The sequence below is a fragment of the Streptomyces sp. CB02980 genome, from assembly GCF_014451325.2.
GTDB lineage: Bacteria > Actinomycetota > Actinomycetes > Streptomycetales > Streptomycetaceae > Streptomyces.
This window is the reverse complement of sequence record NZ_JACSCH020000002.1, coordinates 391,061-405,983: the sequence shown is the minus strand read 5'-3', so window position 1 is coordinate 405,983 and position 14,923 is coordinate 391,061. Positions and strand designations below refer to the sequence as shown.

Here is a 14,923-nt window from a genome sequence, read left to right as displayed (position 1 = left end):
GCCGGACGTGGCGGGAGCCGGCGGCTGGGTCGAGGTCGGGAGCGTGCAGAACTCGGCCGAGACGACGTTCTTGCCGCCGCCGACCCAGTCGCCGTTGCAGTTCAGGGCGATCACCTGCCCGCCGTCCTTGGTGCCGAAGGCTTGGGTCGAGGGGCCGTGGATGCCGCCGGAGTGTCCCCAGACCTTGATTCCGCAGCTCGTTTCGTACTCGATGAGGGTCGGAGGAGTTGGTGACCGTCTCGCCCGCCGCCCGGGCCCAGGACGGCGGGCAGGCCGAGGTCGGCCCGACCACCCGCCGCCCCGACGGGCCGCCCCGGAGGGCTCCTGCCGTCGGACCGTCCGGCCGGGCGTACCTGCCCCGGAGGGCAGGCGGATTTCCATGGCTTGGCGCGGCAGGAAAGGTGCGCGCCTGGCCGTGTGGATGTCCGGGCCCCGCTTCAATTTGCATGCTCGTGAGAAGGGGGGACTTCAGGGCTGGATGGGTAGACGAGTTCGAGTGTTGGTACCCGATGGAGAAGGATCTGCGCGGCCATGACGAGAAGCTCGGCTGGCTCCATGGGGTCGCGCACGGCGCGGACACACTGGGCCGCTTCGGTTGCCACTCCGAGGTTGGCCGGCGCGGATGCCGGACATCGCAGCCGCGCGACTGACGGCTCCTGCCGGTCACGTATTCGACCAGTTGGAGGACGACCGCCTGGGCGGGGCGGTCGCCCGCATCCTCACTCGACCCGACATGGGCGAACGCGACGTGACTACGCGATCGCCGCCCGCCTCGGAGCCGAGCGCTGAGTCGGCACCGGACGCACACCACCGCGAGGCGGTCAGGAGCCGTCTCGCCGAGGTCCTCGATCTCATCGCCAAACGGTGAGCATGGCCTGCAGTCTGGGCCGGGCGGCAGCCGCGAGTGCTGTGGCCAACGGTGTGAGGCCGGGGCGGGCGCACGCCCGGCCAGGACCGCCCCCGGTCCTCAGCCCGGGACGGCCTCGGCCCAGCCGCGGTTGACGGTCTCTCTCGCCTTCTCTGTCTGTGCCTCTGTCGGAAACGTCGGCGTGCCCTCGACCGTCGGCAGTTTCTCCGCGGCGGCCTTGTCGAGTGTGCCGTCCTTCTCCATGGCGTCCATGAGGACGGGGCGCGCATAGGCGCCGAGCCGGATGTTCTGGCCTTCCGGGCTGAAGACGTACTCCTGCCACAGACGTGCCGCCGCGGGGTGCGGGGCGTCCTTGTTCACCGCGTGCGCGTAGTACTGGGCGAAGCTGCCGTCGAAGGGGATGGCGGTCCGCCAGTCGACGTCCACGCCCTTCTCGCGGAATTCGTCGGCGTATCCGAGGTTGAGGAAGTCCCAGTCGATGCTGATCGGGGTCCGGCCGTTCGCGATCGTGGCCGGGGTAGATTCGACGGGGATGAAGTTGCCGTTCTTGCTGAGCTCGGCGAAGAAGTCGATACCGGGCTGGATGTCGTCGAAGGAACCCCCGTTTGCCAGGGCCGCCGCATACACGCCGGCGAAGGCGGAACCGGATCTGGTGGGGTCGCCGTTGAGCGTGACCTGACCCTTGTACTCGGGCTTGCGCAGATCAGCGAAGGTCGAGGGACAGGTCTTGACGCGTTTGGCGTCACAGCCGATCGAGATGTAGCCGCCGTAGTTGTTGTACCAGCGGGCCTTCGGGTCCTTCTGTTCCTTGGGGATCTGGTCGTACAGGGCGACCTCGTACGGAGCGAGCAGACCCTGCCGGGCCGCGGACTGCGCGAACGAGCCCCCCACGTCGATCACGTCGGGGGCGCGGCCTTCGCCCCTGCGCTCCTTCAGAGCGTTGATCTCGTCCTGGCTGGTACCTTCCGGGTTCTCCACCAAGACCTTGATCCCGTACTTCTTCTCGAAGCCGTCGATCAGTGCGCCGTAGTTGGCCCAGTCGCTCGGGAGCGCGATCGTGTTGAGCGAGCCCTCTCTCTCCGCCGCTGCGGTGAGTGCTGCCATGCCCCCGGCGTCTGCGGCGGAGGTGGCCACCGCGGGTGCTCTGGGCCCGGCGGTGGGCTTGTCTCCGCAGGCGCCGAGGGGCGCCGCCGCGAGGGCCAGACAGGCGGCGACGGAGGCTGTCCGGAGACGGGGTACGGGCACAAAGGCTCCATAACGGGCGGTCGCGTACTGATCGAGACCAGCGTACGTTCGGTGGCCTCGGCAGCGCAGTCCCAGCCGGTGGTGCCCAGCTGCCTTCCCTGCGGCTGCCGTACCGGCGCGTTCTCAGAACGCCTCGTCGTCCCACTCGGCCAGGAGCGCATCCCCCAGATCCATCACGGGCGGTGCGGCCCCGTCGTGGAGGGCCTGCTCGCTCCAAATGATCTTGCCTCGAGCGGTGTAGCGGGTGCCCCAGCGCTCGGCGAACTGCGCGACGAGGAACAGGCCGCGGCCGCCCTCGTCGGTGGCCTCGGCCCGGCGCAGGTGCGGGGAGGTGCTGGAACCGTCGGAGACCTCGCAGATCAGGCTGCGGTCGTACAGCAGCCTCACCCGGATGGGCTCGGTGCCGTAGCGGATGGCGTTGGTCACCAGTTCGCTGAGGATGAGTTCCGTGGTGAAGGCGATGTCCTCGAGGCCCCAGTCCGCCAGTCGGCGGGCGCAGGCGTTGCGCACCGGGGACACCGCCGCGGGGTCGGGGGATACGTCCCACTCGGCGATCCGCGTGGGGTCCAGTCGGCGGGTGCGCGCCACCAGCAGCGCGACGTCGTCGCTGGGCCTGGTGGGCAGCATCGCGTCGATCACCACGGTGCAGGTTTCCTCCGGGGTGCGCCCGGGCCCGGCCAGAGCGGCGCGTAGCGCTGCCAGGCCCGCGTCCGGATCGCGGTCGCGGCTCTCGATCAGCCCGTCGGTGAACAGTGCCAGCCGGGAGCCTTCGGGCAGGGTGACCGTCATGGTCTCCATGGGCAGGCCCTCGCCCAGGCCCAGCGGCGGGGAGACCGGCACCTCGGGGAAGGACACGGTGCCGTCGGGACGGACCAGAGCGGGGCCCGGATGGCCGGCGGTGGCGGCCGCTACCTGCCCCGAGACGGGATCGTAGATGGCGCACAGGCAGGTGGCTCCGGTGATCCCCTGCCATTCCTGCTCGTCGGCGTCGATGTGGGTGACCAGCTCGTCCAGGTGGCTCAGGAGCTCGTCCGGAGGCAGGTCGAGGGTGGAGAAGTTGTACACGGCGGTGCGCAGGCGGCCCATGGTGGCGGCGGCGTGCAGACCGTGGCCGACGACGTCGCCGACCACCAGGGCCACCCGGGCGCCCGGCAGCGGGATGACGTCGAACCAGTCACCGCCCACCCCGGCCTGGGCGGCCAGATAGCGGTGCGCGACCTCGACGGCGGACTGCTCCGGCACGCCGCGGGGCAGCAGGCTGCGCTGCAGGGTGACGGCCATGGTGTGCTCGCGGGTGTAGCGGCGGGCATTGTCGACGGACAGGGCCGCCCGGGCGGTCAGCTCCTCGGCGAAGGACACGTCCTCCTCGTCGAACGGCGGGGAGTCCTGCCCCCGCCAGTAGCCGGCCATCCCCAGCACCACACCCCGGGCCCGCAGGGGTACGGCGATCAGGGAGTGGATGCCGCGCTCCAGGATCCGCACGGCGTTGGCCGGGTCCTGGGCCCGCCAGCCGCGGGTGGCGCGCAGGTCCGCCTCCAGGACCCCGTGGCCGCCGGCCAGCCCGGCGGCCATGGGACTGGTGGGAACGAACCGGATCAGCTTGCCGACGGGGTAGAGGGGGTGGGCGCCCTGAAGGCCGACGGCGGCGGTGCGGCGCATCTCGGTGCTCGCTTCGGGCGGCTCCTCGCCGCGCAGCACCGGTTCCAGGAGGTCGACCGTGACCACGTCGGCGAACCGCGGGACCGCCACCTCCGCCAGTTCCTCCGAGGTGCGCTCCACGTTCAGCGTCGTTCCGACCTGCACCCCCGCGTCGTAGAGCAACTTCAGCCGCTCGCGGGCCACCTCGGCCCTGCCCGTGAGTGCCCGCAGCTCGGTGGTGTCCCGCAGCGTGACGACGGTCCCGGCCTGCCCGTAGGGGGCGGTGGGCCGGACGTTCACCGCCAGCAGCCGATCGGCCGCCATGTGCAGCTCGTCGGTCGCGGAACGGCCCGATGCGATCGGCTCGGCGATCCCCTCCTCCAGACCCAGGTCCGTAATGGGGCGTCCTTCCGCGTCCGCCGGCAGATCCAGCAGCCGCCGCGCCTCGTCATTGGCCAGCAGCAGCCGTCCGCCGTCGCCGACGATCAGTACGCCCTCCCGCACCGCGTGCAGCACCGCGTCGTGGTGCTCGTACATCCTCGTCATCTCGGCCGGTCCCAGGCCATGCGTCCGGCGCAGCAGCCGACGGCTCACCAGAGCCGTCCCGCCCGCGGAGAGGGCGAGCACCGAGGCTGCGCTGCCGAGGACGACCGGCAGCTGCCGGTTCACCATGCTCTGGACGTTCTGGACCGTGACCGGGGAGGAGACGATGGCGATGACGGAGCCGGAGGGGTCCTTGACGGGGACCACCGAGACCACGGACCGCCCCAGGGACCCCTCGAACGTCTCGGTGAAGGACTTGCCGGCCGCAGCCTTGGAGAAGGGGCCGACGACGTGTTTCCCGATCTGTTCCGGGTCGCTGTGGGTGAGGGTGACCCCGTCGAGCGTGTACACGTTGATGCCGTCGACCCCGGCGATCTTCCGGGCCGCCTCGGCGCTCGGCTGTAGCACCGCGCTCGGATGGGGGCTGCGCAGGGCCGCGACGATTCCCGGAGACTCGGCGAACGTTCCGGCGGCGGCGAGCGTACGGTGCCGGGCGTCCAGCATGCCTGCGCTCCGGGCCTGCACCACGAGCGCCACCACCGCGGCGGCGACGAGAAGGACTACGACGGCCAGCTGCAGAAGGAACACCTCGCCGGCCACGCTGCGCACGCTCAGCAGGGAGGACAGACGCTGCGGCCGCCGCGCCCTTCCCTTGGGGGACGGGGGGTGCTCCTGACGCTCCTGGTGGTGTCCTGAGGGAGGAGGCCGAGGGGGAGAGGAAGAGCTCGTGGTCCAGCCGAGCAGCCAACGCCGGAAATGTTCAAGTAGGTTGCTCATACTCCATTTTCTAACCTCTATGGGTCGTAGGCAGCGGGGAGCGACGGTCGCCGAGCAGGAGCGATCACCGATTCCGGCAGCGACCGGACGCCCACGGGGACCGGTGAACCGGAGTGGCGGCCATACGTCCGGGTGAGGCAGGCTGTACTCATGAGAGCGCCTTTGCGCTCGCCCCCGGGACCGGGAGCTGACGGCCACCACCAGGTCCTTTTCGTCCTCGCGGAGTGCCTGCCCTTCGCGGTCGCCCTGCTGGTGCTCCTCGTCGAGCTCACGCCGGCGCACGTCGTGTACACCGGACCCCTGCTGGTGGCGACACCCGCTCTGGCAGCGGTGACGATGGGTCCCAAGGGCACGCTCGCGGCGACGGGAGTGGCCGTCGGCGTCAGCGTGACCACCGCCACCTACAACCATGCCTGGGGCGGTCAGCAGGTCTACACGAACTTCCTCGCCCTGTTCCTGGTCTCGGTGGCGAGCTTCATGATGAGCCGCACCGCGCGCACGCGCCGAGAGAAAGAGCTCAACCAGGTCCGCCGGATCGCCACGGCCGCCCAGGAGGTCCTGCTGCGGCCCGTGCCGGCCCAGCTGGGCCCCGTCAGGGCGGCCAGCATGTACCTGGCGGCTGAGACGGGCGCGCAGATCGGCGGCGATCTGTACGACGCGGTCCAGACCCGGTACGGGGTCCGGGTGATCGTCGGGGATGTCCGGGGCAAGGGACTGCCCGCCGTACGGGCCGCCGCGGTCGTGCTGAGCGCATTCCGGGAGTCCGTGCACTACGAGGACGACCTGGTGGAGGTCGTCAACCACTGCGAAGCGGCCCTGCGGCGGGACGCCGCGGGCGCGGGCGTGGCCGGCAGTGACGACGCCCTTCTCGAGGGATTCGTCACCGCGCTCGTCGCCCAGATCCCGGACAACCCCCACGTTGAGGTGATCAACCGGGGCCATCCGCCGCCGCTGCTGCTGCGCAACGGCACGGTCCGGCCCTTGATGCCCACCGCCCCCTTGCCGCCGTTGGGTCTCGAGGAATTCATCAGCGGTCCTCCCGGGCGGATGGACAGCTATCCGTTCGCACCGGGGGACCGGCTGCTGTTGTGCACCGACGGCGTCATCGAGGCCCGCGACCGGGACAGCACCTTCTTCGACTTGCCCGAGGCCATGGTGACCATGCGGGAACACACCCGGCAGGCGTTCCTGGAGGGCCTGCGCCAGGCATTGGTCCGCCACACTCAGGGCCGCCTGGCGGACGATGTGGCGGTCATCCTTCTCGACCGGCGCGAAGACGAGGGGCTCGGGTCGACCGGAGGCCCGGCCCAGGGTCCGCGGTAGGCCCCGTCGTCACGTCAAGCCCGCCCTGTGGCAGGTGGGCCGGAACCGGCTGCCGCGCCGATGACCGTTTCGGCCGCGGCGGAATGGGCCGCCGGCACGGCAGCCTGACTGACTTCTCGGTCTGATCAGGCGGCCTGCCGCAGTCGGACGCAGCATCGTCCGGGGCTGGGTGCCAGGCATGCCTCGAGTCCTGCCTCGTCCAGACCGCTGAGGACACCGCGCAGCAGGTGGAGGTTCATGCCGCAGACCGTCTGGGTGTGTTCCTGGGCCAGCGCGTGGAAGGGGCAGTTGGCCAGAACGATGGCATCGTCCTCGCGGCGTGGCTCGAAGCCGTACCGCTCCAGCAGCTCGAAGACGTCCGTCTTGTTCTTTTCGCCCAGTTGCGTGCCGAGTTCTTCGGCCTTGCGGTGCAACACCTGGCGCACTGGCTCACCGGTCGCGTCGGATTCCTCCACGGCTTGGGCGAGCAGCCGGCCGGCCAGCTCGTAGCGGCGGTCCGGCAGGTTGACGGCGACCTGCTTCGTCGAGCGGCGGTAGAGCTTGGCCGGCCTTCCGGCGCCCGGTCCGGAGCGTCCGCTGCGGCGCTCGTAGATGACGTCGAGCAGTGATTCGTCGGCGAGCCGGTCCAGGTGGAACGCGGCGGTCTTCCGGGCCAGTCCGAGGGCGGCGGCTGCCTCGTCCCGGCTGACGGGGCTCGACTGGCGCACGACGTGGTCATACAGCCTCCTGCGGGTCGGCTCGTCGAGGGCGGCGATGGCGGAGACGTCGGGGTCGCGCACTTCCTTCGGGGTGTCCACGAACACCAGTGTAAAACCCACGGCCATTGACTAAAGAACGAGAGGGGGCTTCTATAGGAAATGAGCCTTGCCGATAGAAGGAGAGGGACATGTCCTCCGTAACCACAAGCACCAGCGCCACCTCCCGGCGGCGGGCGGCGCTGGCCGACCCCGGCTACCAGGCGTTCGTGATCCTGCGTATCGGCTTCACGGTGGCGCCAATCGTGTTCGGGCTGGACAAGTTCACCAACCTGCTCGTGGACTGGCCCATCTACCTCGCGCCGTGGATCGACGACATCGTTCCCGGCAGCGCCCAGGCGGCCATGTACGCGGTGGGTGCGATCGAGATCGTGGCCGGTGTCACCGTGGCGCTGGCTCCCCGATTCGGGGGCTGGCTGGTGGCCGGCTGGCTGGCCGGCATCATCGTCAACCTGCTGACCATCCCGGGCCACTACGACGTCGCCCTGCGCGACTTCGGACTGCTCCTCGGCGCCGTCGCGCTCGCCCGGCTCGCCCAGCGCTACCACACCGAGCAGCAGCGGTGAACAGGTGCGGAGCGCACTGAATCCACCCGGCGGGTGGAGCCTCACGGAACCACCCGCCCGCGCCGGGCCTCCTCGGATCGCCTGGAATCCTTCTCAGCCGGGTGCGAGAGCGATGGAGCAGGCCCGATGAGTGGTGAAGCCGTGTGAACGTCTCCCAGAGCCGATCACCATCGCCCGGTGGTATCGCGGAGCGATGGCTACGTTCCGCTGCGCGACTACGCAGTGATCGGCGATGGCCGCGCCGCGGCGCTGGTCGCCCGCGACGGGTCGGTGGACTGGCTCGGACTGCCGGATCTGGACTTGCCCTCGGTGTTCGGTGCCGTGCTCGACGCCGACCGGGGCGGCCGGTTCCTCCTCGAACCGGCGGTGCACTACCGCAGCGAACGCCGCTATCTGCCCGGCACGAACGTCCTGGAGACGACTTTCGTCACCCCGCAGGGCACTGCGGGGGTCACCGACGCGCTGACCTTGCACGACGAGGGCGCGCTCGCCCCGATGTGCGAGCTGCAACGGCGTATCGACGGCGAATCGGGGGCGGTGCCGATGCGGTGGAGGGTGCGGCCTCGATTCGGCTACGGGGCCCGTGCGACGCGGTTGGCCCGGCGCGCGGGTGCGCCGGCGGCGACAGCCGGTCCGGGTGCTGATGGTGCCGGCGGTGGCTGCCGCGCATGGTGCGGACTCAGCGCCCGGCAGGTCCGCGCGTACCTCTCCGCCGCCGAACCCCCACACCGCGGACATCACCCGCGCCTTCTGGGGCGGCCTGCCATGGCGGAGGACTGTCCACCGCCCGACTGCTCCCCGAGCACGGCAGCCGACATCGTCCGGGTCGGCTGGGACGACATGACGCCGCTCGACGCCGCCGGGGCCCAAGGCGCCGACGACGTCGTCCGGGGCTGCGCGAGCAGGGCGCGGCGTCGAGGGAGGACCGGCGCTCCGCCCAATGACACCCCAGGGTTCAGTGGGGCGTGTCACAGACAATCCGGCGGCGATGTGCGAGCTTCAACTCAGTTACTAGTCAGTTCAGTTACTGAAGAGCCGAGGTGGGGGCAGGACACCTCGGAACGGTCTGCCCGCCACGTGGAGAGGATCGAGTGAGCTCTTTGGAAGCCGCAACACTGGACCAGGTCGTCGACACCGCCCGCTACCCCCTGTCGGAACTCGACAGCGCCGAGGGCCGCGCAGTGGTGTCCCGTGCCCGGCGTGAACTGTCCGCCCTCGGCTGCACCGTGCTGCCCGACTTCATCCGTCCGTCACTGCGCGACACGCTGAGCCGCGAGTGCTCGACCATCGCGTCCCGGGCGCACTTCGACACCGAAACGGTCAACGTCTACAACATTGCGGTGGACGCGGAACTGCCGGACGATCATCCGGGCCGGAAGACCTTCGAGCGCGGCAACGCCTTCGTCGCCCGGGACCGCATCCCCGACGACGCCGTCATCAGCCGGCTCTACTCCGACGAACTGTTCCACCGCTTCGTCGCACTGTGCTTCGGACTTCCGGAGCTCTACGAACTCGCGGACCCGCTCTCCGGGCTCGTCCTCAACGTCGTGGCGCCGGACAGGGAACACCCCTGGCACTTCGACACCAACGAGTACACGGTCAGCATGCTCACCCAACAGGCCGAGTTCGGCGGCGACTTCGAATACTGCCCGGGCATCCGGTCCGCGCACGACGAGAGATTCGACGACGTCCGGGCCGTGCTCGAAGGCCGGGGCGGGGCACTCGTCCGCAGCCTCCCCCTGCAACCGGGTGACCTGCAGCTGTTCAAGGGCCGCTACTCGCTGCACCGGGTCAGCCCCGTCCGGGGCGGCGTCGCACGCCACTCTGCGATCTTCGCCTACAGCGAGCGCCCCGGCGTCGTCGGCAGCGTGGCCCGCACCCGGCAGCTCTTCGGCCGCGTACTGCCCGAGCATCTGGCGGCCGAGGGCCGGGCCGTCCGGGGCGACGCGCTGCTGGACTGACCGACCCACCGACCGGCACAGCCGCCGCCCCCCGCTCTGCGATCGACGAGGAGTAAGCCCTGTGCGTTTCGACGCGACCGGGAAAGTCACGCTCGACCACATCTACACACAGCCCGATCCCCGGGCCTACTTCCGCCTGCTGCGCCCCCTCGGCTACTGCGTTCCACAGCAGGCGAAGCCCTACTTCGCGAAACTCGTGAAGGAGTACCGGGAGGCCCTGCACGTCACCGTGCCCCACATCGTGGACATCGGCTGCTCGTACGGAATCAACGCCGCACTGCTCAAGTACGACGTGACCATGGACGAGCTCTACGCCCGCTACGACGACGAGGGCCTCGACGGGAAGAGCCGCGAAGCCCTGCTCGTCCGCGACCGGAAGCTGTCCCGCTCGCACCAGCCCGCCCAGCGCATCCGTTTCACCGGCCTCGACACCTCCCATCACGCACTGTCCTACGCGCACGAGGCCGGGTTCCTCGACGACGCGGTGCACGCCGACCTGGAGGCGAACGAGCCCACGCCGCGACAGCGCGCCCAGCTCGCCGGGGCGGACCTGGTGATCTCGACCGGCTGCCTCGGCTACGTCACCGAGCGGACACTCGTACGGATCGTCGAGGCGCAGGGCCCCCGGCGGCCCTGGATGGCGCACTTCGTGCTGCGAATGTTCCCCTTCGACCCCGTGGAGCAGGCACTGGGAGGACTGGGCTACCGCACGATCCGCGTCGACGAGGTGTTCAAACAGCGCCGTTTCGCCTCCCCGCAGGAACAGGCGCTCGTGCTCGAGAGCATGTCGGCCGCCGGAGTGGATGCGAGGGGCCTCGAAACGGAAGGCTGGCTCTACGCACAGCTCTATCTTTCCCGCCCGCACGACACCCCAGGTATCGACGATCCGAATCGAGAGCAGAATTGAAGACCAGTCAGGATGCTGTGGTGAACGCGACCTTCGCCCGGGAGGCCGACCTGCCGCGGGTGCCGCTGCCCACCCTGGAAGCCAGCTGCGAGAAATTCCTCGCCTGGTGCGCGCCGCTGCTGACGCCGGACGAGCGGGCGGCGACCGAGGCGGAGGTGGCCGCCTTCCTCCGACCCGGTGGCCCCGGCCGGGTCCTGCACGCGGCGCTGGAGGAGTACGACGCCACGGAGGGTGTGCACAGCTGGCTCGACACCTTCTGGCCCTACCGCTACCTGGGCCGCCGGGACCGGATCGCTCTGAACGCCAACTTCTTCTTCTTGTTCAGGGACACGGGCCGCCCTCAGGTGGAGCGGGCGGCCGGGCTCATCGCGGGGGCCCTCGACCACAAGCGGCAGCTCGACGACGGGCTCATCGCGCCAGTGGTGCAGCGCGGAGCACACCAGTCGATGGTGCAGAACAAGTTCCTGTTCTCCACCACCAGAATCCCCGGCGCACAGCAGGACACCGTCCGCGCCCCGTACACCGACGCCTGGCCTGGTCCGTCCGACGCCCCTCACATCGTGGTGTTCTTCCGTGGCCGGATTTTCCGGCTCGACGTCATCGGTCCCGACGGCGTCCCGCACGCCCTGGACGAACTCGAGGCGGGGCTGCGCGCGGTGATGAAGGCGGGCGACGAGCGAGCCGGCGAGGACACGTCGGTGGGTCACCTGACCACCATGGCTCGTGCCGAATGGGCCGCAGCCCGGGCCTCTCTCGTCGCCGTCCACCCAGGTAACGCCGACGCGCTCGACACCGTCGAGACCGCACTGTTCTGCGTCTGTCTGGAGGACTTCGCACCGGAGAGCACTCAGGACGCCTGCGACCAGTTGCTGTACGGCGACCGCGGCAACCGGTGGTTCGACAAGGCCGTGTCGTTCGTCGTCTTCGCCGACGGGCGCGCCGGCATCAACGTCGAGCACTGCGAGCTGGACGGCACCACCATCCTCAGCTTCACCGACGCCCTGCTCACGAGCCCCGCCGAGGAGTTCTCACGCCGGTCCGGGGCCCGCTCTCAGGGACAGCCCGTACTGGAGCCGGTCGTGTTCGCGCTCGACGACGCGCTGCGCACGCAGGTGCGCGCCGCCGCCGACGCATTCGCCGCGTACGGGCGGAACACCGCGACCAGCACCGTGTCCTTCGAGGACTTCGGCAGCAGTGCGGCCAAGGCGCTGGGGGTTTCGCCGGACGCGTTCGTCCAGGTCGCCTATCAGCTGGCCCACCAGCGGGCGAAGGGCCGGCTCGGTGCGACGTACGAATCGATCGCGACGCGGCAGTACCAGCACGGGCGGACGGAGGCGATGCGCGTCGTCACCCCCGAGATGCTCGCGTTCGTCGCCGCGATGGACGACCCGTCGACGGACACCAACCTTCGGCACGTCGCTTTCCGTGCCGCCGCCGACGCCCATGTGGCGCGTGCGAAGGAGAGCCAGGCCGGCCAGGTGCCCGAGCAGCACCTGTGGGAGCTGGAGCTGATCCAGCGCCGCCGGGGGGCGGAGCTCGGGGTGGACGAGCAGCCCTCCGTGTACCGAACGCCGGGCTGGCTGACGATGCGGGACGACTACCTGAGCACCAGCTCCGCGCCGTCGGCCAACATCCAGTTCTTCGGCTTCGGCTCCACGAGCAGCCGGTGCATCGGTGTCGCGTACGTGCTGTTGCCCGAGCGCTTCAACATCTACCTGAGCACCCCGTTGCCGGTCGCCGACCAGATGCACGCCTTCGCCGGCCACCTCCGCGAGGCGGTTGCCGAACTGCGCGAACTGCTGACGTCCGTGCGGTCCGAGGACTGACCGGCGCACGGAACGGACCGTCGGCCGTGCCCTCCGGGGGGAAGGGCACGGCCGACACCGACGTTGGCCTACTCAGCGATCGCATCGCGTATCCCTATGGGTGGTCGGGTCGTCACGGGGCTCCAGGCGGCCAAGTCCCGTAAGCCATCGAGACAGCCGCACCTGGAGCCCCGAAGCCCTCCGATCTTACGAATGACCGGCTCAGACCCACGTCTTGGAAGGAGTACAGCCCACAGGGGGAGCAGAAGGGGCTTGGGTCAGCTGACCATGGCGGTGCGCGGCTCGATTCCCGGTCGACTGCCTCCGTTCCTGACTGCCGGAATGACGATGATCACGGACGCTTTCTGGAGGGTGGTGGCCATCGAGCCGGCCGCCCGCTCGGCCGACGCGGTCGGGCGGCTGTGGATCGTGGACGGCACCCTGATTCCGGTCCGCGACCGCAAGGCCGGAGCGTCCTCACGCAACTACCGGTTCTCGGCGAACGTGTAGGACATCATCGACGCCGAGACCAAACCGGTGATGGCCGCGGCCCGGCCCGTTCCCGGCAACTCCGCGGACGCGAGGGCATGGCGGGACTCCGCCCTGGCCCAGCACTGGGAAGGCGTGACCGTGCCGGCCGTCGGCGCGTACATCCATTCCGGCCTCCTCGTCCCGCACCGCAAACGCTCCGGACGAGCCCTGCTGTCCGGCGAGGAAGAAGGCAACGCCGAACACCGACGGGTGCGGGTCAGCGGCGAGTGCGCCTTCGCCCACATGAAGCACTACAAGATCCTCCGAGGCTGCCGGCAGCGCGACACCGGCCTCGAACCGGGTCGCCGGAGCGGCCGGCCGAGCTCTACTTCCGGCGCGCCGACCAGGACGAGGTCAACCCGGCCCGAGTGGATCGAGCGCCTGGACAAGGCGCTCATTGCTGCGGGAGTCCGTCATCGGGGCGAACCCTTCGCCAGTGTCGGCACGGCCACACCCAAGCCGACACCTCCCCAAACAGCGAGGAGGCCGTCGAGTGCCACTGGGCGGTGCCGCTGGGCCTTGATGAGCAATATGCCGTGTCCGGTACCCAGCAGGACGAAGCCTTCTTCAGGCACTCGCTGTTGCCTGGTATGGAGAACGTGCCGAGCGCAAAGACGCGCCTGCTCGTGCGACTGGCGTGGCGTCAGAAAAGTCAGCAACGGGTCAGTGTGAGTCCTGAAACACCGGACAACAGCCGACCGCACATGCGAAGCGATGTAGCCTCCCAAGACCGCCTTTGACCTGCAGGAAGCAGGCAGGGAGCAGACATTTCGGGAGTTTCTTCATGTTCCGGACAATGTTCAAGTCCAAGATCCACCGGGCCACCGTGACCCAGGCCGACCTGCACTACGTCGGTTCGGTCACCGTCGACGCCGACCTGATGGAGGCGGCCGACCTCCTGCCCGGTGAGCTCGTGCACATCGTCGACATCGACAACGGCGCCCGACTCGAGACCTACGTCATCGAGGGCGAGCGCGGTTCCGGTGTCATCGGGATCAACGGTGCCGCCGCCCACCTCGTACACCCCGGCGACCTCGTGATCCTCATCAGTTACGCGCAGATCGAGAACGCCGAGGCCCGGACGTTCGTGCCGCGCGTCGTGCACGTCGACGGTGACAACCGCATCGTGGAGCTGGGGACCGACGCCTCCGCGCCCGTCCCCGGGAGCGACACGGTGCGCGGCCCGCATGCCGTGCCCGCGCCCGCCGCCGCGCCCGTCACCGTGCGCATCTGACCGATCCACGCCGAGGGAGCGTCGCCGCATGGCCGAGCCGGAGATTCGAGACGACCGGGCGAACGGACGCCTGGAGGCCTTCGAGGATGGCACCTACGTCGGTGTCGTCGTCTACTTCGTGCTCACCGCCGAGCCCCACGCCCTCGTCGCCGTGCACACGGTCGTCGAGGACGGCCACGAGGGCAAGGGCGTCGCCGGGGCGCTCGTGCGCGAGTTCTACGCGATCGCCGCAGGTGAGGGCGTACCCGTCGTGCCGCTCTGCCCGTACGCCGCCGCCTGGGCCGAGCGTCACCCGGACGAGGCGCCGGTCGCCCCGTCCGAGGTGGTCCGTGCGGCGAAGCTCCAGCTGAAGTCCACCCCGAGCCTGTGGTGACCACGACCGGCACAACGCTGGCCCTGCTGCACACCTCACCGGTCCACGTCCCCGTCTTCGACGGGCTCCGCGACCGGCACCACCCCGGGCTCGTCCTGCGCCACGTCGTCGACGAGGAGCTGCTGGTGCGCGCCCGGGAGGCGGGGCCCGAGGCGGTCGCCGGGGCGGTGGCGGCCGCGCTCGCGGCGGCCGTCGCGAGCGCGGCCGAGGCCGTGCTCCGCACCTGTTCCACGATCGGCGGGATCGCCGAGCGGCAGGCGGGCGACCTGGTGCCGTGCCCGTGCGGCACGGCACCAGACGCCGCTCCCTGATCCGGCCTGATCGACAAGACACCCCCTGGGCGCTGTTCGAGGCGGGGGACCGGGACGGCTACCTCGCCGCCGCGGCCGACGCGGCG

General features: G+C 70.2%; 14 protein-coding genes and 1 pseudogene. 12 read left to right on the top strand and 3 right to left on the bottom strand.

All coding sequences use genetic code 11. The features are described 5' to 3' along the window. Nucleotides 1–446: 446 nt before the first annotated feature. Together E0F75_RS40680 and E0F75_RS05445 are read left to right on the top strand one after the other, a co-directional pair. Nucleotides 447–650 carry a DUF2785 domain-containing protein gene (locus E0F75_RS40680; protein ID WP_374115370.1) on the top strand — a complete coding sequence of 68 codons (204 nt, stop codon included), beginning with the start codon at nucleotides 447–449 and terminating at the stop codon, nucleotides 648–650. After that, on the top strand, nucleotides 623–868 hold the full coding sequence (locus tag E0F75_RS05445; RefSeq protein ID WP_187621614.1) for a hypothetical protein: 246 nt from the start codon (nucleotides 623–625) through the stop codon (nucleotides 866–868). Before E0F75_RS40680 ends, E0F75_RS05445 begins: the two co-directional genes overlap by 28 nt. Before the next feature lie 99 nt (nucleotides 869–967). Here the strand turns inward: E0F75_RS05445 and E0F75_RS05440 are convergent, their stop codons facing one another. Further along, nucleotides 968–2,113 carry an ABC transporter substrate-binding protein gene (locus tag E0F75_RS05440; RefSeq protein ID WP_187621312.1) on the bottom strand — a complete coding sequence of 382 codons (1,146 nt, stop codon included), beginning with the start codon at nucleotides 2,111–2,113 and terminating at the stop codon, nucleotides 968–970. Nucleotides 2,114–2,236: 123 nt separating this feature from the next. Next, nucleotides 2,237–4,903: a SpoIIE family protein phosphatase/ATP-binding protein gene (locus E0F75_RS05435; protein ID WP_187621311.1), complete on the bottom strand. Its 2,667-nt coding sequence runs from the start codon at nucleotides 4,901–4,903 to the stop codon at nucleotides 2,237–2,239. A 318-nt stretch (nucleotides 4,904–5,221) separates the two neighbouring features. On the opposite strand from E0F75_RS05435, the gene E0F75_RS05430 reads away from it, so the two are divergent. Beyond that, entirely contained in the window at nucleotides 5,222–6,394 is a 1,173-nt protein-coding gene (locus E0F75_RS05430; protein WP_187621310.1) for a PP2C family protein-serine/threonine phosphatase, read from the top strand. A 125-nt stretch (nucleotides 6,395–6,519) separates the two neighbouring features. Here E0F75_RS05430 and E0F75_RS05425 read toward each other — a convergent pair whose 3' ends face one another. After that, nucleotides 6,520–7,197 carry a metalloregulator ArsR/SmtB family transcription factor gene (locus tag E0F75_RS05425; protein ID WP_229312562.1) on the bottom strand — a complete coding sequence of 226 codons (678 nt, stop codon included), beginning with the start codon at nucleotides 7,195–7,197 and terminating at the stop codon, nucleotides 6,520–6,522. An 83-nt stretch (nucleotides 7,198–7,280) separates the two neighbouring features. Here E0F75_RS05425 and E0F75_RS05420 point away from each other — a divergent pair, with 83 nt between their 5' ends. From E0F75_RS05420 to E0F75_RS05380, 9 genes and pseudogenes are all read left to right on the top strand, one after another. Continuing rightward, nucleotides 7,281–7,715, top strand: coding sequence for a hypothetical protein (locus E0F75_RS05420; RefSeq protein ID WP_187621308.1), 435 nt, complete (start codon nucleotides 7,281–7,283; stop codon nucleotides 7,713–7,715). A gap of 177 nt (nucleotides 7,716–7,892) precedes the next feature. Then, the gene (locus E0F75_RS05415) at nucleotides 7,893–8,810 is read left to right on the top strand and encodes a trehalase-like domain-containing protein (protein WP_229312516.1); all 918 of its coding nucleotides are present in this window, start codon (nucleotides 7,893–7,895) and stop codon (nucleotides 8,808–8,810) included. Continuing rightward, nucleotides 8,807–9,676: an arpA protein gene (locus E0F75_RS05410; protein WP_187621307.1), complete on the top strand. Its 870-nt coding sequence runs from the start codon at nucleotides 8,807–8,809 to the stop codon at nucleotides 9,674–9,676. The genes E0F75_RS05415 and E0F75_RS05410 overlap by 4 nt, the downstream gene beginning before the upstream one ends. Before the next feature lie 61 nt (nucleotides 9,677–9,737). Then, complete coding sequence (locus E0F75_RS05405; protein WP_187621306.1) at nucleotides 9,738–10,583, top strand: class I SAM-dependent methyltransferase; 846 nt, start codon at nucleotides 9,738–9,740, stop codon at nucleotides 10,581–10,583. A gap of 20 nt (nucleotides 10,584–10,603) precedes the next feature. Beyond that, nucleotides 10,604–12,409, top strand: a complete 1,806-nt coding sequence (locus E0F75_RS05400) for a choline/carnitine O-acyltransferase (RefSeq protein ID WP_229312515.1) — start codon at nucleotides 10,604–10,606, stop codon at nucleotides 12,407–12,409. 351 nt (nucleotides 12,410–12,760) lie between these two features. Next, nucleotides 12,761–13,213, top strand: a pseudogene (locus E0F75_RS40675) (transposase family protein); the annotation flags it as partial. Between the two features lie 490 nt (nucleotides 13,214–13,703). After that, nucleotides 13,704–14,153, top strand: a complete 450-nt coding sequence (gene panD / locus E0F75_RS05390) for an aspartate 1-decarboxylase (RefSeq protein ID WP_187621304.1) — start codon at nucleotides 13,704–13,706, stop codon at nucleotides 14,151–14,153. A gap of 28 nt (nucleotides 14,154–14,181) precedes the next feature. Continuing rightward, nucleotides 14,182–14,526, top strand: a complete 345-nt coding sequence (locus tag E0F75_RS05385) for a GNAT family N-acetyltransferase (RefSeq protein WP_187621303.1) — start codon at nucleotides 14,182–14,184, stop codon at nucleotides 14,524–14,526. Then, the gene (locus E0F75_RS05380; RefSeq protein ID WP_229312514.1) at nucleotides 14,520–14,837 is read left to right on the top strand and encodes a hypothetical protein; all 318 of its coding nucleotides are present in this window, start codon (nucleotides 14,520–14,522) and stop codon (nucleotides 14,835–14,837) included. Before E0F75_RS05385 ends, E0F75_RS05380 begins: the two co-directional genes overlap by 7 nt. Nucleotides 14,838–14,923: the final 86 nt, after the last annotated feature.